At 46.5% G+C, this 26,012-nt stretch carries 25 protein-coding genes; all 25 read right to left on the bottom strand.

Annotated features, from left to right (window positions below):
- Entirely contained in the window at positions 1–363 is a 363-nt protein-coding gene (gene folB / locus ASD24_RS16030; protein WP_056697460.1) for a dihydroneopterin aldolase, read from the bottom strand.
- A gap of 58 nt (positions 364–421) precedes the next feature.
- Positions 422–1,285 carry a dihydropteroate synthase gene (folP, locus tag ASD24_RS16025; RefSeq protein ID WP_056697459.1) on the bottom strand — a complete coding sequence of 288 codons (864 nt, stop codon included), beginning with the start codon at positions 1,283–1,285 and terminating at the stop codon, positions 422–424.
- The gene (locus tag ASD24_RS16020; RefSeq protein WP_056697457.1) at positions 1,282–2,166 is read right to left on the bottom strand and encodes an aminotransferase class IV; all 885 of its coding nucleotides are present in this window, start codon (positions 2,164–2,166) and stop codon (positions 1,282–1,284) included. The genes folP and ASD24_RS16020 overlap by 4 nt, the downstream gene beginning before the upstream one ends.
- A gap of 1 nt (position 2,167) precedes the next feature.
- Positions 2,168–2,743, bottom strand: coding sequence for an aminodeoxychorismate/anthranilate synthase component II (gene pabA / locus ASD24_RS16015; RefSeq protein ID WP_056697455.1), 576 nt, complete (start codon positions 2,741–2,743; stop codon positions 2,168–2,170).
- Positions 2,744–2,810: 67 nt separating this feature from the next.
- Entirely contained in the window at positions 2,811–4,406 is a 1,596-nt protein-coding gene (locus ASD24_RS16010) for an anthranilate synthase component I family protein (protein WP_056697483.1), read from the bottom strand.
- Between the two features lie 142 nt (positions 4,407–4,548).
- A complete protein-coding gene (cysK, locus tag ASD24_RS16005; protein ID WP_056697453.1) occupies positions 4,549–5,487 on the bottom strand; it encodes a cysteine synthase A in 939 nt (312 codons plus the stop codon).
- A 337-nt stretch (positions 5,488–5,824) separates the two neighbouring features.
- The gene (locus ASD24_RS16000; protein WP_056697451.1) at positions 5,825–6,775 is read right to left on the bottom strand and encodes a peptidyl-prolyl cis-trans isomerase; all 951 of its coding nucleotides are present in this window, start codon (positions 6,773–6,775) and stop codon (positions 5,825–5,827) included.
- 23 nt (positions 6,776–6,798) lie between these two features.
- Positions 6,799–7,716: an Hsp33 family molecular chaperone HslO gene (hslO, locus tag ASD24_RS15995; RefSeq protein WP_156395476.1), complete on the bottom strand. Its 918-nt coding sequence runs from the start codon at positions 7,714–7,716 to the stop codon at positions 6,799–6,801.
- A 90-nt stretch (positions 7,717–7,806) separates the two neighbouring features.
- Positions 7,807–8,577 (bottom strand): type III pantothenate kinase, encoded by a 771-nt coding sequence (locus tag ASD24_RS15990; RefSeq protein ID WP_056697447.1) that lies wholly within the window; start codon positions 8,575–8,577, stop codon positions 7,807–7,809.
- Between the two features lie 6 nt (positions 8,578–8,583).
- The gene (nadC, locus tag ASD24_RS15985) at positions 8,584–9,450 is read right to left on the bottom strand and encodes a carboxylating nicotinate-nucleotide diphosphorylase (protein ID WP_056697445.1); all 867 of its coding nucleotides are present in this window, start codon (positions 9,448–9,450) and stop codon (positions 8,584–8,586) included.
- Positions 9,447–11,063 carry an L-aspartate oxidase gene (nadB, locus tag ASD24_RS15980; protein WP_056697443.1) on the bottom strand — a complete coding sequence of 539 codons (1,617 nt, stop codon included), beginning with the start codon at positions 11,061–11,063 and terminating at the stop codon, positions 9,447–9,449. Before nadB ends, nadC begins: the two co-directional genes overlap by 4 nt.
- Positions 11,064–11,098: 35 nt before the next feature.
- Positions 11,099–12,037: a quinolinate synthase NadA gene (gene nadA, locus ASD24_RS15975; protein WP_056697442.1), complete on the bottom strand. Its 939-nt coding sequence runs from the start codon at positions 12,035–12,037 to the stop codon at positions 11,099–11,101.
- A gap of 333 nt (positions 12,038–12,370) precedes the next feature.
- The gene (ftsH, locus tag ASD24_RS15970; RefSeq protein WP_056697439.1) at positions 12,371–14,416 is read right to left on the bottom strand and encodes an ATP-dependent zinc metalloprotease FtsH; all 2,046 of its coding nucleotides are present in this window, start codon (positions 14,414–14,416) and stop codon (positions 12,371–12,373) included.
- A gap of 100 nt (positions 14,417–14,516) precedes the next feature.
- Positions 14,517–15,056, bottom strand: a complete 540-nt coding sequence (gene hpt / locus ASD24_RS15965) for a hypoxanthine phosphoribosyltransferase (protein WP_056697438.1) — start codon at positions 15,054–15,056, stop codon at positions 14,517–14,519.
- Between the two features lie 53 nt (positions 15,057–15,109).
- Positions 15,110–16,549 (bottom strand): tRNA lysidine(34) synthetase TilS, encoded by a 1,440-nt coding sequence (tilS, locus tag ASD24_RS15960; RefSeq protein ID WP_056697436.1) that lies wholly within the window; start codon positions 16,547–16,549, stop codon positions 15,110–15,112.
- A 43-nt stretch (positions 16,550–16,592) separates the two neighbouring features.
- Positions 16,593–17,540: a serine/threonine protein kinase gene (locus ASD24_RS15955; RefSeq protein ID WP_056697434.1), complete on the bottom strand. Its 948-nt coding sequence runs from the start codon at positions 17,538–17,540 to the stop codon at positions 16,593–16,595.
- Positions 17,524–18,276: a vWA domain-containing protein gene (locus tag ASD24_RS15950; RefSeq protein WP_056697432.1), complete on the bottom strand. Its 753-nt coding sequence runs from the start codon at positions 18,274–18,276 to the stop codon at positions 17,524–17,526. The genes ASD24_RS15955 and ASD24_RS15950 overlap by 17 nt, the downstream gene beginning before the upstream one ends.
- Positions 18,277–18,358: 82 nt before the next feature.
- The gene (spoIIE, locus tag ASD24_RS15945) at positions 18,359–20,866 is read right to left on the bottom strand and encodes a stage II sporulation protein E (RefSeq protein ID WP_200956164.1); all 2,508 of its coding nucleotides are present in this window, start codon (positions 20,864–20,866) and stop codon (positions 18,359–18,361) included.
- Positions 20,867–21,411: 545 nt separating this feature from the next.
- Entirely contained in the window at positions 21,412–21,936 is a 525-nt protein-coding gene (locus ASD24_RS15940; protein ID WP_056697430.1) for a S1 domain-containing RNA-binding protein, read from the bottom strand.
- A gap of 198 nt (positions 21,937–22,134) precedes the next feature.
- Positions 22,135–22,470, bottom strand: a complete 336-nt coding sequence (locus ASD24_RS15935; protein ID WP_056697428.1) for an FtsB family cell division protein — start codon at positions 22,468–22,470, stop codon at positions 22,135–22,137.
- Between the two features lie 12 nt (positions 22,471–22,482).
- The gene (gene yabQ / locus ASD24_RS31515; protein WP_056697426.1) at positions 22,483–23,052 is read right to left on the bottom strand and encodes a spore cortex biosynthesis protein YabQ; all 570 of its coding nucleotides are present in this window, start codon (positions 23,050–23,052) and stop codon (positions 22,483–22,485) included.
- On the bottom strand, positions 23,049–23,333 hold the full coding sequence (yabP, locus tag ASD24_RS15925) for a sporulation protein YabP (protein ID WP_056697424.1): 285 nt from the start codon (positions 23,331–23,333) through the stop codon (positions 23,049–23,051). Before yabP ends, yabQ begins: the two co-directional genes overlap by 4 nt.
- Before the next feature lie 177 nt (positions 23,334–23,510).
- The gene (locus ASD24_RS15920; RefSeq protein WP_056697423.1) at positions 23,511–23,789 is read right to left on the bottom strand and encodes an RNA-binding S4 domain-containing protein; all 279 of its coding nucleotides are present in this window, start codon (positions 23,787–23,789) and stop codon (positions 23,511–23,513) included.
- The gene (locus ASD24_RS15915; RefSeq protein ID WP_056697421.1) at positions 23,789–24,061 is read right to left on the bottom strand and encodes an HU family DNA-binding protein; all 273 of its coding nucleotides are present in this window, start codon (positions 24,059–24,061) and stop codon (positions 23,789–23,791) included. The genes ASD24_RS15920 and ASD24_RS15915 overlap by 1 nt, the downstream gene beginning before the upstream one ends.
- 305 nt (positions 24,062–24,366) lie before the next feature.
- Positions 24,367–25,860 (bottom strand): nucleoside triphosphate pyrophosphohydrolase, encoded by a 1,494-nt coding sequence (mazG, locus tag ASD24_RS15910; RefSeq protein WP_056697420.1) that lies wholly within the window; start codon positions 25,858–25,860, stop codon positions 24,367–24,369.
- Positions 25,861–26,012 lie beyond the last annotated feature (152 nt).

Here is a 26,012-nt window from a genome sequence, read left to right as displayed (position 1 = left end):
TCACTTTCTTGTGCGGCGAAGCTCTACCGTTACGCCCCCAAAATGAATATCAAATGGTGGATGTGGCTTCGTCACTTTGACTGTCAATGCATTGATAATAGTATAAGTGTCTAGTAAAGAAGATGCAATATGCTCACCTAAAGCTTCAATTAACTGGAATGAAGTATTTTCGACAATATGCTTCACTAGTTCATGAATCTCTGCGTAATTAATTGTTTTGGTTAAGTCATCATTACGTCCGGCCTCGCCCAAGTCCATATCAATATCCAGATCAATATAATAACGCTGTCCAAGCTTCCGCTCTTCCTCAAATACCCCGTGATATCCGTAATACTCCATCCGGTGTAGCACCATTCTATCCATTATATAACCGCCTATCCTTTTATAATAAAAAAAACATCTCTCTTGCTATACAGTCAACTTATTTTCTTCGCAAGCCAGGAGACGCGTATAACATGGCATCACACATGTCTACCGTCCGACGAATTGATTTTACATCATGGACACGTACCATCTGACAGCCTTGTGCAATGCCAAAGGCTACAGTTGCAGCTGTGCCCTCTACTGCATCATCGGCCTGAACCCCCAAGGTGTTCTGGATGAACCTCTTACGCGAGGTTGCTAGTAGAACAGGATAACCTAGTTCGTTCAGCATAGCTAATGAAGACATCAAGGTGAGATTCTCCTTCAAATCCTTTACGAAGCCGATTCCCGGATCAATGATAATTTGATCCTGATGTACACCTGCCTTTAGGGCAATCTGAATACTATCCTCGATATCCTGCACGACATCCTGTAAATAATTAGAGTAGTCTCGTTCTTGTCGATTGTGCATCAACATCAGAGGGCAACCAAGCTCTGCAGCTGTTTGTGCCATAGCCGGGTCAGCTTTGGCTCCCCACACATCATTGATGATATGTGCCCCAGCCAGAATAGCCTGCCGAGCTACATCCGCCTTGTAGGTATCCACGGATATCGGAATATGTGGAGCTTGCTGATGCAGTGCTTTAATTACCGGAATAATCCGGCTTAATTCCTCCTCGGAGTTCACAACCTCTGAGCCTGGTCTCGTGGATTCTCCACCGATATCAATTAGATCAGCGCCGTCCTCAATCATCTGTATGGCATGAGCCACAGCGAGATCAACATGATTGTAACGCCCACCATCGGAGAATGAATCAGGCGTGACGTTCAAGATGCCCATAATTAATGTCCGGTCTCCAAGTTTTAATTCCGCTGGGCCAAAGGAATAAGTTCGTTCATATATAACTGGCGTAAGTGTCATGAAGTATACCCCGCTTTCTCTCGATACATACCCAGAAGTAAGGATGTAACTGGGCCTATTTGTCCGTTGCTAATGATTGTTTCCGTTCCATGTTGATCACGCAAAGTCGTAACAGGAACAAGCTCCGTCACCGAACCTGTTAGGAAAGCCTCGTCTGCATGCAGCAGCTCATCCCAGCAAAATAATCCCTCTTTACAAGGAATACCTTGCTGTAGTGCTAACTCCAATACAACCGCACGGGTGATACCTGGTAAAATACCAGTCTCAATCGCTGGTGTGTACAACACACCCTGCATCACCCAAAATACGTTGCTTACGATTCCCTCAGCCACATAGCCGCTACGTGTTAATTGCAGCCCTTCCGCGCCCTGAACTGGTGCACCATATCCATTCAACTCCCGTTTGGCAAGAATGCTGTTCATATAATGTAACGACTTGAGGCGAACATGTCCTTCAGGCGTATTGCGAGGTGTCGTCAGACATTGAAGCATTTTGCCCTGCTCATAGAGAGAGGAGGATAGGGGCGGTAACTCTTTGGCCAGAACGATATGATTAGGCTGAATATAATCTCCGGATGGCAATCCAAGAGGGGCTTCACCCGCCGAGACGGTATAACGCACATAAGCATCTTCTAACTCATTCGCTAGCAACAAACGCTGAATCCAATCCGTCACTAGTGCTGTTGTTACTGTAAAAGGAATACCTAGTTCATGGCATCCAGCAGCCATTCGCTCTAAATGCTGCTCCAGCAGAAATGGCACACCACGATACGTCCGAAATGTCTCGAACAAACCAAGTCCATATAAAAAGCCGTGATCCGTTACCGGAATCACGGCTGCCGCCATATGGATTACGTCTCCGTTGATCGCGGCATAGTTCATGTTATACGGTCACCCGCCCGGACAAGAAGTTACGTAACATCTGATGACCGTGATCTGTAATAATAGATTCTGGATGGAACTGAACACCTTCAATCGCATACTCTTTATGACGCAATCCCATGATCTCACCTTCAGCAGTTTCTGCTGTGATCTCTAAACAATCTGGTAAGCTACTGCGCTCAACAATTAAGGAATGGTAACGTGTAGCGGTAAAAGGTGACGGTAATCCAGCAAAGACGGATGTACCGTTATGATGCATCTCGGATGTCTTACCATGCATCATGCGATCTGCTCGAATCACATTACCGCCGAAGGCCTGTCCAATGGATTGATGTCCCAGACATACGCCAAAGATCGGGATGCTACCCTTGAAGTGATCAATAACAGCCAAGCTGATCCCTGCTTCAGTTGGAGTGCAAGGGCCTGGAGAGATCAGAATATGATCAGGTGCCAGAGCTTCAATACCTGCCAGATCAATTTCATCGTTGCGACGTACTTCCACAGTTTCACCTAGTTCACCAAGATATTGAACCAGGTTGTACGTGAAGGAATCGTAATTATCGATAACCAGTATCATATGCCTGCTCCTCCTATTTATCCGTCAACACAGTGACGGTTGCTTCATTTTTTAGTTTACAACCAATTTAGAACGATTCCGTTGTTATTTCTAGCGACTTCTCTACCTGTATGGATTCCTCGCTATATTGCACAGCTCTCATCATCGCTCTCGCCTTATTGCGACATTCCTTATATTCACGATATGGATCTGAATCAATAACGATGCCTGCCCCTGCCTGTACGTATCCTATGTCATCTTTGATCGCCAGTGTACGAATCACGATGTTCAATTCCATATTGCCACTGTAATCCATCCATCCGATCGAACCTGTGTATGGCCCACGACGTACCGGCTCCAGTTCCTCAATAATCTCCATTGTACGTACCTTGGGCGCTCCAGTAATCGTCCCACCTGGGAATGTAGCCGCAATGACATCAAAAGCAGATAAACCCGTTGCCAGCGTCCCCTCAACCTGAGACACCAGATGCATCACATGGGAGTATTTCTCGATCGTCATCAGCTCTGGAACATGCACCGACCCATAGGCTGCAATTCTCCCTATGTCATTGCGCTCCAGATCCACCAGCATAATATGCTCAGCCCGTTCCTTGTCACTGTTCAGCAGCTCGGAAGCCATCAGATTATCCTCAGCTTCATCCCGTCCACGTCTGCGAGTACCGGCAATGGGACGCGCGCTGACTTTGCCATTGTCCACCTTAACGAGCAGCTCCGGAGAACCACTGACCAGTTGAAACTCAGGACTGCGTAACATCCCCATATATGGGGATGGATTAACGAGACGTAGCCACTCATAGATATGCTCTGCCTTGGTATTCAGCTGCTTTTCCTGTCGTAATGACAGGTTCACCTGAAATACATCTCCCTGCCGGATATATTCCTGCACCTGATGCACGGCTTGTTCGAACTGGTGCTGGGGAAATGCTGTCTTCCAGCCTTCTGTTTCCAGATCCGTTACGTCTTCCTGCTGTGACAAAAGTAATCGCTGCTTACGCTCCGTTGAGACTTGTAATTGATGCTCACCTTGGGCAGCTGTCCATATGTTCAACCAGCGCTCTTGCATCAAGGCTGCACGCTGCTCTGCCTTAACGTACAACTTAGATAACGCTTGTTCACTTCGATCTTCCGGCATTGCCATATGAACCATACAGAACAAAGCCTGTAGCTCATGATCATACGCCCAGATTTCCTCAAAGCGCATCCACCAGTAGTCCGGTAGCTCTGGATCATCCTCAGCAATCGTTGGCAACTTCTCTAAAGATCGAGCTATATCATAGCTGAGATATCCAGCACAGCCACCCCCGAAATCGGGTGCTCCTTCTACCTTTGGAGCACGGTAGGCTGCTGACCATCGTTTCAACACATCAAGCGGCTTGCCGCTCTCAGTGGTTGTATCTCCTTTTTCGAGGTCATAAATGATTGCTTCGCTGCCTTTGCCAGAGATAACGGAAACGGGATGTAGTCCAAGAAATGTGTATCTTCCGCCCTTTCCATTCTCTAACACCATTGCATAAGGTGAAGCCTGCTGCCAAGCTTCTTCCCAGGTTAACGGTAAACCGCCATGATCCGGCTCATCATCCGACTTCATCATATATGGCAGCATGGTCCAGCCTAGTTTGGCCCACTCTGTCCAGTCGGCGTATGTTGTCATCACGTGTGTCATTGCGGTGTACCGCCCTCCATCTGTCGCTAGTTCTATTGTCTGATAGTATACTAAAGCACCGCTCCTTTTAAAAGCGTTCAGCAAAAAATCCTCCTCGCCCTTCATATGGGCAAGGAGGATTGAATGTATGTTCGGTACAAAATTAAGCTTCGAAGTTGTATAGCGGTGTGCTCAAATAACGTTCGCCGTTACTTGGTACAATAACCACTACACGCTTGCCTTCGCCCAATTGTTTAGCGATTTGCAAACCTGCACGAATCGCTGCACCAGAAGAGATACCAGATAGGATACCTTCTTCTTTGGCTACCAAGCGAGCTGTTTCGAATGCATCGTCATTCTCAATGTGAATGATCTCATCATAGATTTCTTGATCCAAAATTTCAGGAATGAAGTTGGCACCGATTCCCTGGATTTTGTGAGGTCCTGGCTTACCGCCAGCCAAAATTGGCGAAGCTGCTGGCTCTACAGCAATAACTTTTATAGAAGGGAATGCTTCTTTCAGCACTTCACCTGTTCCTGTAATTGTACCGCCTGTACCAATCCCTGCAACGAAAGCATCCAACGTACCACCCACAGATTGAATCGCTTCAACAATCTCAGGGCCAGTCGTTTCACGGTGGATTTTCACGTTGGCTTTATTTTTAAATTGCTCAGCCATGAAATAGGTCGGATTCTCCTTCAGGAGCTCTTCCGCTTTTTTGACAGCACCATTCATACCTTCAGCGCCAGGCGTAAGCACGAGCTCAGCACCATAAGCACGAAGCAAGTTACGGCGCTCCAAGCTCATTGTTTCAGGCATAACAATAACGGACTTATAGCCTTTAGCTGCAGCCACCATCGCGAGACCAATTCCTGTGTTACCACTTGTTGCTTCAATAATGGTATCACCTGGTTTCAACTTGCCTTCTTTTTCCGCTTCTTCTACAATGCTAACTGCAATACGGTCTTTAACGCTTGACCCTGGATTCTGATACTCCAGCTTCACGAATATTTCAGCACTGCCTTCTGGTACGATACGGTTCAGACGAACAAGCGGAGTACCTCCGATGAGTTCTGTTACGTTATTTACTACTTTAGCCATATGAATGCCCTCCTTAGTTGGATGAATAATACTTGGTGCGGTTACCTATACATGTACGGCTGAAGCAGCCTCTGGTTGTTATAGAAGAACTGCGGAAATCCGTTAACATCCATGCTGACAGCTATGTCCTCTAACCAGTATGGGGATTCCGTAGGTTTCTTTTTTGGTTTTTATTTTATTCCGAGTAAACGAGTAGGTATTTGATTATTTTTATCTTATCAACCTTACGCCCTATTGTCAATATGAGTACTAAAAAAAATACTCTGCCTTGGGCCTTAAGCCTGTAGACAGAGTATTTTTATCACGATGAAGTTAATTCGCAAGATCTATTCATAGATTATGACGCCGGAATATCGGAAACGACCACCGCTTCATACTTGTTTCGCAGTCTTTCTTCCACCTGGGGAAGAGGGTCTGCTTGACTTAACGCCAGCTGCATCCGAATTTCCTCGTGAGCCTCTTCAGCCGATTGCTCCTGGCGTTCCTGAATATCGTTCAATTTGATGATAGCATAGCCTTCTTGAATATCTACAGGTCCTGCAATATCACCGATCTCCAATTGACCTGCAAGGTTCAATACTTCTTCGGGTTGAAATGGATCATTCTGCTCAATCCAGCCTAGTTTCCCACCCAAATCACGAGAGAAGCTATCGGTTGATTCGACGCGTGCGGTCTGCTCGAAGTCTGCCCCGTTTTCCAGAGCTTCCAATAAGGAATCCGCTTCTCTTTTATCCTTCACCACAATCATGGACAGATCATACTTCTCTGGGGAAACGTAATCTTCTTGATGCTCGTTCCAGTAACGCTCGATATCTGAATCCTTAATCTGAATGCTGCTCGTTGCAATCTTCTCCAAGAGAAGCCTATACCCTGCCTCCAGTTCAAGATCCTGCCTAGATAAACCGAGCTGAGATTGCATCTCTTCATAATACGATTGTTCCGAATCATATCCATCCATTGCATTGGTAAGTTCCTTCGCAATTTCTCTAGGTGTCACCGTTAGATTACGTGCAATGGCTTCTGCATATACTGCTTTGCGGTTGAGCATCTGAAGCAATAATTCGCTGCCATAGCGCTTCTTCAAAGCATCTGTCCAATCTTTATCCGTGATCACTTCTCCGTTAATTGTGGCTACAGCGCTACCTTCCTCTTGACCCGAATCATGGGGCAGTTCACCCTCTTCACGACCTGTCCTGAGACCCTGCACCACCATGACCGAACCCATCACAAGCATACCAAGCGTCAAGACAATTACAGCCGTCCACAATCCCTTTTCTTGCCTTGTCATTCCGTATCCCGTCCCCGCTAGAATCAGTTCTTGGCTTGCTCCAGAATGGTCTCGAGTTGTTCCTTATTGAAATCATACGCTTCATTACAGAATTGACATACCACTTCAGCCTGACCTTCTTCTTCAATTAATTGTTCCATCTCAGATTGGCCTAAGCTAATGAGCGTTTGCTCTACGCGTTCCCGTGAACACTCACAACGGAATCGAATATCCATCTCATCTAGTACTTGTACATCAGGGAGGATTCGAGTCAATAATTGTTCGAGCTCAAGTCCTTGATCCAGCAAAGTTGTAACTGGCGGCAGTGTGCCGATGGACTTTTCAATAACCGTAATCTCATCATCAGATAGTCCTGGAAGGAGCTGTACAATAAATCCACCTGCCACGATCACGGAGTTATCCGTATCAACCAGAACACCTACACCTACAGCAGACGGCGTTTGCTCTGACTTAGCAAAATAATACGTGAAATCTTCACCTAGTTCACCAGAGATAATTGGGACACTACCGCGGTAAGGCTCTTTCAGTCCAAGGTTCTTCGTTACATTGACAAAACCTTCCGTTCCAACTGCACCCGCAACATCCAATTTACCCATACTATTGCTAGGCAAGTGCACGTGTGGATTGGAAACATAACCACGCACTTCGCCTTTCGCATTAGCGTCTGCTACAATCTGGCCGATTGGGCCATCGCCCTTAACCTGAATGGTGAGCTTCTCTTCTCCCTTAAGCATAGCACCCATGATAGCCGCAGCTGTAAGGGTACGCCCCATGGCAGCTGTAGCCGTGGGAAACGTATCGTGTCTTCTGCGCAGCTCCTCAACCAATTCTGTCGTCTGGACAGCAAATGCTCTAACCCGTCCATCCATTGCTGTACCTCGAATTAATCGATCTTGTTTTTTGTTTTCCAAGTCATTCAGCCTCCTTTGGCGTTTTGCCATGTATTATTGTGTATCCATCTAATGTAGAAGAAAAAAAACGGCACAACACGTAAGACTGTCTAATCAGCCCGCTGTCTGCGCCCTTTGATCTTACCTTTCCCGGTTCCGCTCATAAATGATACGCAGCCCTTCAAGCGTAAGCAGCGGATCGACTTCTTCGATGCTGCGGGTTTCTTCTGCAATCAAGGCAGCAAGTCCACCGGTCGCGATGACCTTTGGCTTCGCTCCCAGCTCCTCACGAATGCGTTCCACGATCCCATCTACCTGCCCTGCATAACCATAGATAATACCCGCCTGCATGGCATGAACCGTATTACGGCCTATGACCTTCTTGGGTTTCTCTAACTCAATACGAGGTAACTTAGACGCACGCTCGTACAGTGCTTCGGTGGCAATATGAATGCCTGGTACGATGGCACCACCTAAATAATTGCCCTTCTCGTCAATACAGTCAAATGTCGTAGCTGTTCCGAAATCAACAACGACAAGCGGCCCCCCATATTTATGAACGGCTGCTACTGCATTCACGATTCGATCTGCACCTACTTCACGAGGGTTCTCGTAACGCAGATTAAGTCCTGTCTTAATTCCAGGCCCAACAAGCATTGGCTTTTTGCCAACATACTTAGCACACATTGTTTCAATTACATTCACCAGTGGTGGAACGACAGATGAAATGATAACTCCTTCAATGTCACGTGTAGAGATACCGGACATATGAAATAAATTATAAATCAATACGCCGTATTCATCCACTGTGGACTGACGAGATGTGCTCAAGCGAAAATGGTGGAGCAACGTTCGACCTTGATATACACCAAGAACGATATTGCTGTTGCCCACGTCTACTACAAGAATCAAAGAGGTTCACCCCTCTTTCTTTTCGTTTAAATCAAGGCTAATATCCAGGCTCTCAAAAGAGTAGGTTAACCTGCCAACTGAGATTACATCCACACCACTCTCTGCAATGCCACGAATGGTTTTCAAAGAGACGTTACCTGAAGCCTCAACTTTCATATGCGGAGACTGCTCACGGATTATCGCAACCGCCTCACGCATACGATCTGGGTGCATGTTATCCAGCATAATGATATCCGCTCCAGCTTGCAATGCCTCTCGTACCTGATCCAGGTTTTCCGTCTCCACTTCAATGGTCATGGTATGCGGAATAGCTGCCCTAGCACGCTCAACTGCGGCTGTAATGCCACCTGAACCCTTGATATGATTATCTTTAATCATAACCGCATCATATAAACCAAAGCGATGATTCGATCCACCACCCACACGCACGGCGTATTTCTCAAGTAATCGATGACCCGGTGTAGTCTTACGTGTATCTACAAGCTTCGTGGCTAGGCCTTCGATTGCTTCCACATAAGAACGTGTACGAGTAGCAATACCCGACATCCGCTGCAGCAGGTTCAGAGCCAGCCGTTCACCTGTTAACAAGCGGTGTGTACTTCCTTCCACCTCAGCGAGTATAGTACCTGTTGTAACCAAGTCGCCATCTTGAACCAGCGGTTTAAATACTAATGCAGGGTCTACAACTTGAAACACCAGTTCAGCTACATTGATACCTGCAATGATGCCGTTGTCTTTGGCATGAATAACCGCCTTGGATTGATGGCCTGCTGGAATCGTTACACTAGAGGTCACATCCCCGGCACCAACATCCTCACGAAGCCAACTTTTAATTTGTTCGATGAGTTCTTCATTATATCCGTTCAATATCATGACATCAATTCCTCCACAATCGCTTGTTCTCGCTGCTGCAGACTATGCTTCTGCCAGACTACATCATCACGCTGCGGGAAATCTTCCCGATAGTGTGCCCCTCGGCTTTCCTGCCGATGTAACGCACCTGTAGTCACTAGCCATGCACATGTCAAAAGGTTGGCATACTCCATCTCTTCCCTTTGTGTAAGCATCTGGTCAAAATAGTGTAACTCATGCTGAAGTTGTTCCATAGCTCCTTGCAGATTAACCCCGTTACGGCGCAGACCAACATAACGCACCATCATTTTTTGTAGTCGTAGACGTCGTTCAGATACAGGTCTCTGCTCTGCCACGACTTTTCTTCCAATACCTCCAGCAAAGTGCTCATAACGTATTGGAGCCAGCGGCGGAAGGGTAAGAACTCGCTCCACTATTCTTCGCCCAAACACGATCGCTTCTGACAAGGAATTGCTCGCCAGACGATTTGCTCCGTGTACTCCTGTAGATGAAACCTCGCCACATGCGAACAACCTGCCAATACTGCTCTCGCCGCTAAGGTCTGTCTTCACACCACCCATCATGTAATGGGCTGCAGGTGCAACTGGAATCCAGTCTGTGGTCATATCAAGCCCGTACCTCATGCAGGTTTCATGAATAGTGGGAAAGCGATGCTTGATCAGTTCGGTTGATTCATGCGTAATGTCTAAGTAGACGAAGGTGCTGTTGGTGGCTTCCATTTCACTGACAATCGCTCTAGCTACAATATCACGAGGAGCCAGCTCAAGCTGTTCATGGTAGCGTTCCATAAAGCGTTCGCCTTTCACATTACGCAACACAGCACCTTCACCCCGAACTGCCTCCGATATGAGGAAACGTGGGGCTCCCGGGTAACATAAGGAGGTCGGATGAAATTGAATGAACTCCATATCCCGAATGACAGCCCCGGCACGATAAGCCATAGCTACCCCATCAGCCGTTGCGACCTCTGGATTCGTAGTATATCGATACAACTGTCCAGCACCGCCAGAGCATAGAACTGTTGCCTGAGCTTTTACAAACACCTGTGAGCCATCTGCTTTTTGGACAAGGGCTCCTATACATTCACCATGATCAGTGATCAAATCAATAACAAAATGTTCATCCCATACTTCAATGCCAGGGTGCTCATTGGCCTCTACAGCCAGCGCTCGCACAATTTCATACCCTGTTGCATCTCCATTTGCATGCAAAATACGGCGGTGGCTATGCGCTCCTTCCTGCGTCAACGCCAGCACGCCGTTCTCCTCATCGAATGCTGTTCCCAGTCTGATTAATTCCTTAACACCATCTGGGCCTTCATTCACCAACGCCTCAACCGCTGCGGAGCGGCATAAGCCTGCTCCAGCGATTAACGTATCCTGTAAATGGTATGCGGGGGAATCATCCTCTGCAATGACAGCGGCAATTCCTCCTTGGGCATACCGTGTGTTGCTTTCCAATAACGATTTCTTCGTAATCATCAACACGCGGCGCTCTTCACCGGCTTTGATGGCAGTGAACAATCCCGCAATGCCTGAACCAATCACTAGCACATCCGTCTCGACTACAGGCAGTGAGGAGAGATCAAAATCGACTAAGTATGAAGGTATCATATTATTCACCCGTCTTGGAGCAAGAGTAACGCACGTTACTTCACCAGTAACATACGCTCTAGTGATTCTCTAGCTTTGTCAGCAACAGCTGGTGGTACGTAAATTTGCGGCTTCATCGTTTCCAGACACTTCACCAGCTTCTTCAGGTTATTCACCTTCATGTTAGGGCAAACGAGAAACTTGGTGGCAAAATGAAACTGTTTGTCTGGGCTATCCAGACGGAGCTGATACCCTGTTCCATCTTCGGTACCTACGATGAACTCTTTCGTTGTGGACTTCTTGCAGTATTCAAGAATAGCTGTAGTGCTGCCTACAAAATCACCCATCTCCACTACTTCTGGGCGACATTCAGGATGGACAACAAATTCAGCATTCGGATATTTAGCTCTCATCTCCACAACATCTTTAACCGTTAGCATATCGTGGGTATTACAGTACCCTTCCCAGATAATCATCTTTTTGTCCGTATGTTGCTGCACATAATGACCTAGATTTTTATCAGGTACCCAGATGATTTCATCGGAATCAACAGATTGGATCACTTTAACAGCATTTGCTGAGGTGCAACAGATATCCGTTTCTGCTTTGATCTCCGCCGAGGAATTGATATACGTAACCACTTTGGCATTTGGATGTTGTGCTTTTAACTTACGGAGCCCTTCAACGTTGACCATATCGGCCATCGGGCAACCTGCACGTTCATCCGGAATAATAACCGTTTTGTTTGGTGCCAGAATTTTAGCGCTTTCACCCATAAAATGAACCCCGCAGAATACGATTACATCTGCATCAGTCTCTGCAGCCTTTTGAGCTAACAGAAATGAATCTCCGCGAAAATCGGCAACTTCCTGTACTTCATCACGTTGGTAATAATGAGCAAGAATAATAGCATTACGTTCCTTTTTCAACTCCATCAACCGCTCACGCAGCTCACGGTTCATCTCAGCCTTGCGCTCTAAAGCCAGAGCTTCCACCTGTGATCCTCTCCTTTATCGGGACAGTGTTGTTCACTGTTTCGTATGACTGTCTACGTCACCATTTTTCGCTTGAGAAACGAATCACAAGCGGTTTAACACCTAATGTACACAACGTTCACGACTCTGTCAATAAATGAAAAGGCTGCAGAACTCCCCGATAACTACCCATTTTCTGCATGGTTCTTCCTCAATCTCGTCATTATCGTTATATATAATTTAAAATAATCCGTATGCATATCATCATTCCTTGAATTGATTCTAAGACATAAAAAAGGAGAGCCCTTGGGCTCTCCTCTTTGTATCTGTCATTAGACAGATCATTAATTTAGATTATGATGTTGGTTTCGTTCCACCATCATCTGGATCATTACCATTAGGTTTATCCAGATTCGGAGTTTCGTTAGGAATATCACCCGATGGTGTTCCAGGTGTTTCATCCTTGCCTTGAATACGGACACGCACATCGCCGATGTTATCAACGATTGGCTCTCCGCTTTCGTTCGGCGTACCTTCATCATCATTGTTGCTCTCAGCTACCGGAGTCAGAGAACCTGTCTCGATCAATTGCTTGATCTGATCCATTTCCAAAGTCTCCACTTCAAGCAACGTTTCTGCGATCAGATGCATCTCTCTCGTATGTTTTACGAGCAAGTCCTTACATTTCTCGTAACAATCGTTAATAAAGCGCTGCATTTCCTGATCAATCTCATATGCAATGGAATCCGAGTAATTCTGTTCATGCCCAATATCACGACCAAGGAACACTTGTCCTTGTGAACTTCCGAATTGCATTGGACCCAATTTTTCACTCATACCATATTCCATAACCATGCTACGAACAATACCTGTCGCTTGTTGGAAGTCGCTGTATGCACCAGTACCAATTTCGCCGATGAACAATTCTTCTGCAACACGGCCTCCAAGGAGTCCTGTTACTTTGTCGAGCAGCTCTTGCTTGGTGACAAGCATACGATCTTCTTTTGGCAACATGATTACATATCCACCCGCACGTCCGCGCGGAATGATAGTAACTTTATGTACCATATCGGCATGTTCCAAGAAATAACCAACAATGGTGTGACCTGCTTCGTGATAAGCAACAATTCGTTTCTCACGGTCACTGATAACACGGCTCTTCTTCTCCGTACCAACAATGACACGGTCAATCGCCTCGTCAACTTCTTTCATGGAGATATCTCTACGATTACGACGTGCTGCGAGCAATGCCGCTTCGTTCAAGAGATTCTCTAGATCAGCACCAGAGAAGCCCGTTGTACGCTTCGCGATAACATCCATCTTCACATCTTTGGTCAGAGGTTTGTTACGAGAGTGTACTTTCAAGACAGCTTCACGGCCTTTAACATCTGGGCGGTCAACCGTAATTTGACGGTCAAAACGTCCTGGACGCAGCAAGGCAGGGTCAAGAATATCTGCACGGTTCGTTGCAGCTACGATGATGATACCTTCGTTAGCGCCGAATCCGTCCATTTCAACGAGCAACTGGTTGAGCGTCTGTTCACGTTCATCGTGTCCACCGCCAAGGCCAGCTCCACGCTGACGTCCTACAGCATCAATCTCATCAATAAAGATGATACATGGGGCATTTTTCTTCGCATTTTCAAACAAATCACGTACACGTGATGCACCGACACCGACGAACATTTCAACGAAGTCAGAACCGGAAATACTGAAGAACGGTACACCCGCTTCACCGGCTACGGCACGTGCGAGCAATGTTTTACCAGTACCCGGAGGACCTACGAGCAATACGCCCTTAGGAATACGTGCACCTACTGCTGCAAATTTACGAGGATCTTTGAGGAAGTCAACGACTTCAACAAGTTCCTGCTTCTCTTCATCAGCACCAGCAACGTCTTCAAACGTAACCCGTTTTTTCTCTTCGTTATAGAGACGAGCACGACTTTTACCAAAGTTCATTACTTTACCGCCGCCGCCTTGCGCCTGATTAAACAGGAAGAAGAACAACAGGAACATAATGATCAAAGGAATAAAAGAGGTCAACAGTGTCAGCCAGATGCTGTCACGTCTCATTGGCTCCTGATTAAATTGAAAATTATTAGTTTCACTTGCCGCTACAAGTTCACTAATCGCTTCATCCGTAGGAGGAATATACGTTGAGAAGTTTTCTGATTTGGCTTCTGCAGGCTTCTCTTTGTATTGACCGGTTACCAGAAACGACTGACCGTCGAATTGAACCGTCAATTCAGCAACATTGTTGGCCTTAACTGCTGCACGCAACTGATCATATCTAGGATTATCGGTGGCTTCGCCGCCATTGCTGACGAATTGGACTATGCCCACCACGACTAAAAAAAGAATTAAATAAAAAGCAGAATTCCGGATGAACCGATTCATCCCCTACCTCCTCTCGAGACACTTTAATTATTTTAACATAGCCCGACACGGCTTCTCAACAGAAGCCAGAAAACTCTCAAGGCTTGGGTCCAGGATGATATTAGCTGGTGTAGACTTCCGGCTTCAAAATCCCGATATAAGGAAGATTCCGGTACTGCTCAGCGTAATCCAAACCGTATCCAACGATGAATGCGTCAGGAATGTCAAAGCCTGTGTAATGAGCTTCTAGCTCGACCTTGCGGCCTGATGGCTTATCAAACAGCGTGACTACACGCACAGACTTGGAGCCACGGTTTTCAAGAAGATCAATCAGGTAACTGAGCGTGAGTCCACTATCAATAATGTCTTCGACAATCAGAACCTCGCGACCTTCAACCGAAACATCCAGATCCTTAATGATTTTGACAACCCCTGACGATTTGGTGGAAGCGCCATAACTGGATACTGCCATAAAATCCATTTCAACAGGTACCGTTATGTTCTTAACCAAATCAGCCATAAATATAAACGCACCTTTGAGCACGCAAATGACCAAAGGGTTGCGACCTTCATACTCGGCACTTAATGTTGCGCCTAATTCTTTAACCTTACTCTGAATCTCTTCTTCGCTAATCAATACTTCCTGAATATCATTCTGCAACTGTGCGAACCTCCTAAAGTTATACTATGAAAGCCTTACCTGAACCATAACCACTACCCCTGAATCGCTGAATCGCCTACAGTCATGTATAAAATTGCGGAAGTATCCTCTTGAACCGGTGCTACGTTCGAGCGACGAACACCAGGCAACCAAATAATGTTGCCCGCTCCATCACACACCACTGGAATTCGTGGACGGACAGAGGGTGGGATTTTCTCATCGATGAAAATATTTTTCACCTTTTTGCTTCCGTTTAATCCCATGACTTTCATGGTATCTCCAGGTAACCGTGAACGCACAATCAGCGGCATAACCAGTTGATCCGCATCGAATGCGGCTTGGTTCGCTGATTCCGGTACAAGATAGTCCTCGGGGATTACGGTCGTCAAGCGAAGAAATCGATTGATTTCGGAGAGTGGAAACTCATACGTTTCTCTCCAATTCGTTAGACGATACTCGTAGGTTTGATCCTGTACGTCATTCCGTATGCCAAAGGAGATCAAATCATACTCCCGGGTACAGACAAGTGTCTGTCCTATATCCAGGCTCCAGGTCGTCACAGAGGGCTCCATCACCTTCCGGCGAATGGTTTCGATACGGGTAAAGTCGACAAAATCACTGTCCAAAGGCAGATAATTCAATATTAGTTTAATCAACCTTCGTTGTAAAGCGACATGTAACTTCAAAAAGGAAGGCACCTCAAAGGTTAGCCTTCCGCCGTTCTCCTGCACTAGACACCTGTATGCGTCATATGCACCTTGTTCCATGAAATCGTCTTCATCGCCTACAATTTCAGCGAGTCGATTCAATGACGGCGTTAACTGTCCATTATACTGCCCCAAAAAAGGAAGGACATCCAAGCGAATGGCATTACGCCGATATTTACGCAGGGAGTTACTCTCATCCGTAAAGTACGGAAATCCCTTGGTATTACAAGCTTCTACAAGGTCTGTCTTGTTTATACGAAGACATGGACGAATAAGTTCCACATTTTTTTCACGCCGTTTAAACTTCATTCCACTCAGTCCAGATAGGCCGCTGCCACGCAGCAAATGAAGCATGACCGTCTCCGCCTGATCGTCGGCATGATGAGCAAGTGCAATGCTTGCTGCATCGTATTTGCTTGCTACCTCATGTAAAAATGCATAACGTCTATCTCGTGCAGCCTCTTGAGATCCTTGACCTGTAATCTTCATATAAGAAGGAATATCTGCTCGTATCCATTCAAATGGCATTCCCAAATGGGCTGCCAGTGCCTCCACCATTTCCGCTTCTTGATCAGATTCACTTCGAAATCCATGATGTACATGAGCACAGATCAATTGTAACGGCATATGGTTTGAGCTTATCTCGTGCATGATATGCAAAAAAGCCACCGAGTCCGGCCCGCCCGACACAGCGACGACAATCCGATCCCCAGGAACCCATAATTGATGCTCTTCCGCTGCATCCAGAACATGTTTCACCAGCTTGTCCCAGCGTAAAGCTTCCATACCTTTTCCTCATTCCTTACGTTATGTATATGCACCCTGAACATTAGAACCGAAGCGCATAGATCAGTACCCCAATAAGTAGTATAACGGATACAGCAAATGAATTTTTGAGCCATCTTGGTGTTGAATGCTGAGAACGTCGTCTCGAAGGAATCGGCCGAGCCATAAGCTCCTTCCAACCCTTGGTCGCATGTTCGGCATCAAGGAATTGACCTCGCAACGCCTGGATCATCCAATGACGAAACGGTCTGAGTCGTTCACTCCGCTCCACCAAGCTCACCAGTTGGTTCACACTCCGCAATTGTGGTAACCCTTCAGCAGCAAGTGCCTTGAGCGCATCAGCCTCCAATACATGAATCATCAGCATTGCAAAAGCAAATACATCATAGCTGCTGTCAGCAGTCCGACTTCCAGCATTCCAGAATCCACGGTCGTACCACTCTGTAAACTGTTTGACACTTCGACCAATCGATGTAACTCCACCATAATCAATAAGTTCTACATGACCATAATCGGATACGAGTACATTCTGGGGTTTAAGATCACCAAATACCCACCCTGCCTGATGCAGCTGTGCCAATTTTTGCAGAAGTCTGAGTCCAACCAATAGTGTCCATTCCGTACCCTGACGTCGAATGAAGTGATGTAAAGCCTCACCTCGAACGTAACGCATCACGTAAAAAGGAATATCACGGTCACGAACGGCATAATCATCCACATCTTTGAGATAGGAGGGAACGCCGCTCTGCCGAAGGGCCTCATGATTGCGCTGTAATTGAAAAGATTTGAGCACATTGATCTCTGATTGCAAATCTACGGGATCAAACCCCATTTTAAGTGCATAGTGTTTGCCATTTTCACCCCGCTGGACAAGAAAAACGATGCCGTTAGCTCCTTTGCCCAGCAACTTTCGAATCGTATAACGGCTGCGATTCCATTTCCCAGTAATAACTGTTCCTGGTGGGAAAGAGGCGTCAGACAACGTTGTCACCGAGCATCTCTTCTCTTTCAATGCGATATTTCCCTTCTATTTCCTGCTGTCCCTCCAGTGTACCATATCGGTAAAAATCAATCACCTTCTGAATCGCAGGACCTGTGGGCGTCGCTCCCCTCATCTGCAGACGTCCGAACAGAGATCGGACACTACTCGGATCGGTTGTCCAGTTGATATCCATGACAGCATCCTCACCACTGTGACGCCCAGGAAAATGAAATACCGAAAGTCGGCTTGATCCAGCACGAGCTTGTAGACTTAACATCAAATCTCGTATTCCCTCTTCTACGGCTGCAAGCTTAGGTTTCATACTCGCACTTACATCGATTAACAGAATGACCTGCAACGGGGCGGTTTCCGCCATATTATCCATCACTTCCACGACCTGAGCACGACGCTCTGGGTCAAGATCAGTCACCGTTTTGGGGCTTTGATCTCCCAAAATTTGTGTTAGCTCTCTATTAACCGCCTGCTGAATCGTCTGAACCACTGTTTTTCTAGTCATCATCTGCATTGTATGAGTAAGCTGCCTTGTCCCCACAATCTGACTAATCCCGCCCCCAGCCTTCGCAATCTCTTCTATTTCCCGGCTTCCTAGTTCACCTATCGTGCCATAATCTATAACGCCAACAACATTGACCGTAATCCCTTCCTCGTTCGCTTCAGAAGCAGCGAGTACTGGGCTTGTCCCTACATTTGAACAACCGTCGGTTATCAACAAAATTTGCTTCATTCGATATCCCTCCGCTTCATAACTCTCCAACTCTATGAATAGCATTGCCAGATTGGAGAGAGTTCAAACAGAGTAGAGAGAATTAACTCACCGTTCGTGGTCGTTCCATTCGATTAATGCCAGGCACGCGAAGCGTAGCCCACTCCGGGCGATAATGCTCTACTTTGCCTACAACCACAGTCATATCATCATAGATCTCATGTTGCTGATATCGAATAACACTTTCAAGCAAGCAGTCTGCCACATCTTGCGGATCGTCACTGTCAATCTCTTGAATAAGTCGCTTCATCCATAATTCTTTGTTGACGGCATAGCCGGGTGCATCATAGATGCCATCGGTCATCATGATCAGAATATCCCCAGGCTGAAGCTGTACCGTTACCAGATCGACCTCAATATCCTTGATAATGCCAATAGGCAAATTACTAGCTGATACCTGAATAACCTCCTGCCCTCGTTTAATAAAGCTTGGCGTCGAACCAATTTTCATAAATGTGGTCTCTGCCGTATATTCATCAATCAAAGCCATGTCTACTGTGGCATACATCTCTTCAGGTGACCGAAGCATGAGTACAGAATTTACTGACTTGATCGCCAGCTTTTCATCCATTCCCGATTGAAGTAATTGTTCCAGGATATTCAGCGCTGCACTGCTCTCCATGCGTGCACGTTCCCCATTGCCCATACCATCGCTTAGCGCCACTGCAAAAGTACCATTGCCCAGTTCAACCGTACTGAAGCTATCCCCTGATAACAGATCTCCCCCTTTGGCAGCCGCAGCTACTCCTGTGCTGATCTCAAATGTTTTGGCTGACCCGAAGGTTACCGTCGCTAAGCCTTGCCGAGCATCCATCATCGTTTCATGCAGCACCGCAATGTGCTCGTCTAATACATCCGATATTAATGGCGCAATCATCTTGCGGCATTCATCGAACCCACGTGTATACGCATGTACAATTTCAATTTCAACATTCCCTGCTTCCAGATTTATAATTTCAATGGAGTGGATAGACAGCCCCAGTGATTCAAGCGCATCTCGAATCTGCTCCTCCTGTTGAACCATTTCCTCACTTTCACGTTGAATTTCCTTCGCTAAATCCTCCATGACTTGGGATACGCCAGATAGCTGCTCTGCCACGAGCTGCCGACTATCGACGATCTGACGCTTCCACTGCATGTTATGCTGATACAGCCCATATTGGGCTCTCATTACCTCAAGTACCTCCTCAGGCTTGGCACAGACCCGGTTCCATTCAGCTGGAATCTGCTTGCCAGACATTTCGGGATTAGCTTCAATGGAGCTCATGACATCGGTCATATATTTGTACGTCTGAATAAACTTTGCATCCCAGCACTGAGCCCGTTTGAAGCAATTAGCACATGATCCCTCTGCCACAGCATTCATAAAATGCTCCATCCCGCCTTCATTCTGTGCCGCTTCTCCCGTGCCCGACATCTGATCAAAGCTACGTGACAATTGCCGAAACACTTGAGAAAAACGGGTTACTCGCTCTGCGGTTACATCGCGTATTCGCTTCGCATATTCATGCTGCGACTTGGTATGATCCTGCGTGCCCGGCACATATTTGGATATGGCCGTCATCATACTTTTTGGCGTTAACATAAATAGCACGATGGCTGCGCAGGTCTCCCATAACGAATTCATAACGTCACCTGGTCCACCTAAATATATCGCCAGGATCGATGATCCAAGCAGCATGCCTAACGCTACCCCTGCTCGTTTCCCCTCTCGTAGCATCCCTGCCAGCATCCCTGCAAAAGCGAGAAGACTCATCTGATATATGGCTGTCATATCAGCCAGGCTCAGGATAAGCCCTGTAATAACTCCCACTGAAGCACCAAGGGGGGCTCCGCCCACTAGCGCAAAGATTAGAATCAGATATCGGGAGAGCATATGCTCGACAGATAAAGACTGTATCGTCCACCCAACTGCTCCTGTCATGACAGAAGCTAGTAAGATGATTAGGCAGAGGATCTCCTCGTTCTTTAGGTTGAACTTTTTTTTGCGGTACGTAAAAATCGGTATCGCCTGAATAAACACTAGCGTAAGCACGAAGCTGAGTACGGAATCCATCGTAAGCATCAGCATGGCATACCAACTGAACGATGGCCCAATGACAACAGCGAACAACTTGACCATAAAAGTAGTCGTAAACACCATCGCTGGTGCATAAGATAATTCAGCACGGTCATAAGACTCTAAACCTCTAAAAAAGAGATAGAAGATAGCGATTTCTGTGGCAACGATGAGTGGGACTGGAAATGGGGCAAAGAGACTTCCCGCTAACAATGCAGCACCGACGGGAATAATGTAATCTCTGCGCATGAACGCAATGACTGCGAAGTAAGCGATAGCGAACGGTGACAATTCATTTAGTATCATTGCCTTGCCAAGCAGGAAACCCATAAATGTGAGCAGGATTACCCATTTACGTGTAGCTACGACCTGGACAGCCTTGCGGGAACTAATCCACTGTTTGAGCCGCACCGATAGCTCCTCCCGAGCTTCTGCACTCCCTTTACCAGCTTTCATTCCCGGAAATTGAATGACATTCCACTTTTCCATCATCCCAAGGCACCCCATTCGCATAATTGTTATTTTCGTGTTTCGTTCTCGATGTTTCTGATTATAGATAGATTGAGAGACGTAGTTTGTCATAATAGGTGGGTAGGATTCAAAAAGTTTACGACAAAAGAAATACGACTGGCGCGGAGGAGACAATCCCCCGGCCTTACTGCCATTTCTTCTGTTTGGACGTTCTAAAGCGAGAACCAATATGTCTGATTATGAACCGTCATGTCTCCAGCATGAGCTCGTATTAACCGGGATACCTGCGGAATGCCATGGAAACATGTCGGTAAAAAATGGTAGACGACAAATGTTCTTATATCTTCTTCAGCCTAGCGCAGAAAATCGGTGAGACCGAGCATGAGTTTACAAAAAAGACGACTAATCCCGTCCATCGTACAAGGACGACAGTAAACCTCAAAATGCGTAAATATGTTGTTGCCACATACACATATCTCTACAATTTCGAATAAAAGAGCATGCAAAAAAGCCGTTGTCCCTTAGGACAACGGCTTTTCTTATATTAGATATCAGGTTGAGACAGACTATACGCGCTTAGCTCCACGGCCTCCGCGTTTGCCTTCTGTGTTTTTCTTGAGCGAAGAAATCCGCTCTTCACTATCTTTCAGGAAGCGTGACATTTTATCCTCAAATGAAGGTTTGCCTGCTGCGGGCTTGAAAGAACGGCCTCCACGGTCACGGTTAAATCCGCCGCCACCACCACGACCTTGGCCACCACTTGGGCCTCCGCCGCTGAATCGTTCGCGATCTCCTCCACTGCGTTCCGGTCTTGGAGCTCTCGGAGGTCTGGATTGTGTTTGTTGCTCAACCGGTTTGTCAACAGCTTGCTTAATGGAAAGTCCGATCTTGCCATCCTTGTCAACGTTGATAACCTTTACTGTAACTTGGTCATTCAGCTTCAGGTGGTCGTTGACATCTTTGACGTAATTGTCGGCGATTTCCGAGATGTGAACGAGACCCGTGACACCTCCTGACAGATCCACAAATGCTCCAAAATGCGTGATTCCTGTCACCTTGCCCTCTAACTTGGTGCCCACTTCAATTGCCATAGAATAAAATGATCCTCCCTTAAAAATATACAACCCGATTTTTTGAATGCCAAAATCAATGCTGTGCTGGTTTAATTATACCTTATGCCGCAAACCAAGGTCAACTAAGCACTACCCTATAAGGGAGCCTATTTTTTCCGGTATGACGGCTTCAGATATATGAGTTATAACCCTTGCTCCGTAATGAGCCTAATTCCATCAGTTACCTGACTCTTCCACCTTAATTGGTGTCTCTTCAGGTAAATAGTAACCTTTTTTGCGCGCCAGTTGTCCTATGTATTCAGGGTCTTTCAACCGACTGACCTCATACTTCAACTGATCTAGCCTTTTCAACGTATCTTCCTTAGAAGCTTGCTGTGTAGCTAGATGCGAGCTCTTGTCCGAAATCTGCGCACTCTGAACAAGGAAGGTGTATCCTGCCCAAATGACAAAAACAATCACAAATGTCATCCAAAGCATTAGACGTCTTCGTGCACCCGCAGATTTAACCTGACCTGTTGGAACCGTGGATCTACCCACAGGCTTTTTACCCATTATCGGACCTCCTTAAAACAAGCGTCTCCATATCGCTGCAATACTTGCACCCGCACGGATCAAAAAGCGTGGCGTTACCCAATATTTCAGGAGCGGCCTAAACATCCAGCGGAACAACTTACCGAATGGTACCAAACATTGCAATACCAACTTGCCGAGGAATAGCAGGATCGCGAGCAAAAAACCTAACAGCACACGAACTAACTTGTACACTCCTTTAGCTGGCATAACGATCAGGATGTTAAGGATATGTCCACACCAATGAATCAGCGTTCTTGCGAGTTTAATTAACATTACCACAAAACGCTGGGTTGTAACACTTAAAAGCCAAAAATAGAAGCAAACCCCCAAAATCAGCCCCAAAAAGACATAAAACCGCAGTTGTCCGTGGTTCCCGGCGTAGAGCATCCGAAAAACGAACAGCGCGGAGGCAACCCAATATAATAGATCGAGCGTGTGGATGCTCCATCTTGGAAACCGAAGTTGACCGGACAGTACCCGGTAACTGTCATAGGCCACTCCCATCACGGCTCCCGAAAGCAGCATCCACATCAATGTGATCCATTGTGTTTCTGGACTCATCGGAACATCTTGCCAAACAGGCCTTTACTGTTCTTACTCTGAGAACCGGGATCCAGATATTGAAGTGAGCTTACCGTGCCCTCAATGGACAGTAGACCTTCCTCCAGGCTCAGGTTTTTGATATGTAAATTGTGCCCCCGGATGGTCAGATGCCCAAGTTCAGTCTGAAGCAAAAATTCTTCACTGTCGAAGCTCTCCACATTGGAGACGCCTGTCAGATCTAACAGTTTCCGATTTTGCATGCTCAAATGATGCTGTTTAGCCTTCCCGTGCTCAACCATGGCATGTACCCCTCCTTCATACACCTAGCTTATGGAGCAGAAGTACGGAATAGAACCAAAAGGATTGTGCACTGACGCATTACCTATCTAACATTACAAAAACGCCCTCCCCGAGGTGGGAAAGACGTTTCTATTCAAAGGTTATTCATTTGTAAAAGGGTATGCTGGGTAGTGCTGTTACCAGTCCAGCCCGTTGTCCTTGGCAATCGGCTCTTCCTTAACCAAGGTATAGAGGCTACTCGCCTCATCCTTCTTGGTGCTCTCTGCTAGACGTTCCACCTTCACTGTAACTAGCTTCTGACCAAACTGAACGGTAAGCTCATCGCCAACTTTGACAGCGGCGCTAGGTTTCGCTTCACGTCCGTTTACCAGAACACGTCCCTGTTCAGAGACATCTTTGGCTACTGTGCGGCGTTTAATCAGCCGGGAGACCTTCAGGAATTTATCAAGACGCATTATTTTACGGCTTCTTTAAGTTTGTTACCTGCTTTGAATGCAGGAACGATGGACTCAGGAATCACGATCTCATTCCCTGTTTGTGGGTTACGGCCAGTACGACCGGAACGTTTGCGGGTCTCAAAAGTGCCAAAGCCGATCAATTGTACTTTGTCTCCGCTAGCAAGTGCATCTGTAATTTCTCCCAAAAAGCCGTTCAATACGGATTCAACGTCCTTTTTAGTCAAACCGCTTTTGGTGGAAATGTTGTTAATCAGATCTGTTTTGTTCATTTTTAAAAGCCTCCCAAATTGAAAAAAAAGTATCTGCGATGCCTTGGCAACGTATCGTTGCTGTTGACCCCGCGTATGGTTACTACACATGTATTCTGGCTTGGTACCTGAATTCCTGCCTTGGTTCACGACTTTTTTTCTTTCGTGCAGTTACTTGTCCAACAGCAGTCTAAGTCCAGTACCCTAAACAGCCAAGGTTTAATCATGTATGTCTACCTATTCAAACGAAACACTTGTTCGTATCATAACACACTAGCTGCAATCTTGGAATACGTTTTCCCAATATGAGCCAAAACAAAAGTTTGTTATAGCCCTGCCTTCTTAGCTGCCTGCCAGTATTGCTCCATCTCGTCTACATTGCTATCTGCAAGGGTACGACCCTGTTCACGCAACTGTGCCTCAATGTATTGGAAGCGTTGTGTGAATTTGCGGTTCGTCGCCGCAAGTGCCTCTTCTGGATCGGTATGAATGAATCGCGCCACGTTGGCAGCAGCAAATAACAAATCACCTAGCTCCAGCTTCTGTTCTTCTACAGTTTGATTCTGCTGTACAGCTTCTTTAAGCTCAGCCAGCTCTTCTTCAATTTTGCTAAATACGCCATTAACGTCATCCCAGTCGAAGCCTACCTTAGCTGCTTTCTTCTGTAACTTATATCCCTTCATCAGAGCAGGCAGGTCGCGTGGTATTCCGTCTAATACGGAATCATTCTGTTGATCTAGCCCCTTGCGCTTTTTCTCCTCTGCCTTCATCTGTTCCCAGTTTTGTAGAGCTTCATTCGCATCCTCTGCCTGATTCTCACCAAATACATGCGGATGACGGAAGATGAGCTTATCATTCAGCCCTTCAATAACGTCATACACATTAAACGTACCTACCTCTTCCTCCATCTGGGAGTGAAGTAGAATCTGAAGTAACAGATCACCCAGCTCTTCCTTCATGTGGTCGGGATCGTCTTCATCGATGGTTTCAATGACCTCATAGGTTTCTTCAATCAGGTTTTTGCGAATAGACTGATGCGTCTGTTCCTGATCCCAAGGACAGCCGCCGGGACTACGCAGAATGTTGACAATCTCATGCAAACGGGCAAACGACCGCCGCCGCAATGCATCATCTGTATTTTTGGGCACATAAATGAGTGAAAGGTTGCCATAACCCTCGATGCGATCCAGATCGTGGAGCGGTATCTTGTGAATGACCTCTTGTCCCTGAACCCCCAAGGCATGTCCAACAAATACAGGATAATCGTCTGGGTACACGTCCATCAAGCACAGCTTCACATCTGACGCGGTGAATACGTCATAGACTTGTCCAATGAGCGTATGTAGTTGCGGCTGCACTAGCTCCGTGTTCAAACTGCTGGCGTCCAGAAGCTGGAACCCCTCTATCGGGTCAAAGCCTAGTCGTATAAATGCCTCGTCGAGGAAACTCTCACCGCCCATCACTTGAAGTGAGATCCCCATCTGTGGGCAACGTTCCTTCAACAGGCGCACACTCGCCTCTGCCACCATAGGATGACCTGGTACAGCGTAGACGATCTCTGTTCCTGGCTCGCCTTGCCGAGCCGCTTCAATCAAACGATTTGCGATCTCATCGTACACCTCAGGGAATGAGTCCTTTGCCTCGTAGATGGCATCAAACGATGTCATCTCCAGCCCTTCCTGCTTCAGATCATGCAATACGGGATGATCCAATGTGCGGACATACAATATGGCCGCTTGTTTCATTTTTTTGATAATACCTACAGTTAGTTGATCTGCATCTCCTGATCCAAGACCCACTACGGTTAAAGCTGCACTCATCGTTCCTGTCCTCCATCCGAACCAACCTGCCCGCGTAAATTTCTTGATATGTGAACCCATCCCATAAGTGAGTCATGAAAATGAAATGGATCAGCCTAAGAAGTTTCACGCAAGGCAGCGCTCTATAATTAAACGTATTATACCAGAATCAG

Source organism: Paenibacillus sp. Root52 (genome assembly GCF_001426865.1).
Lineage (GTDB): Bacteria > Bacillota > Bacilli > Paenibacillales > Paenibacillaceae > Paenibacillus.
This window is presented reverse-complemented; position numbering and strand designations above follow the sequence as displayed.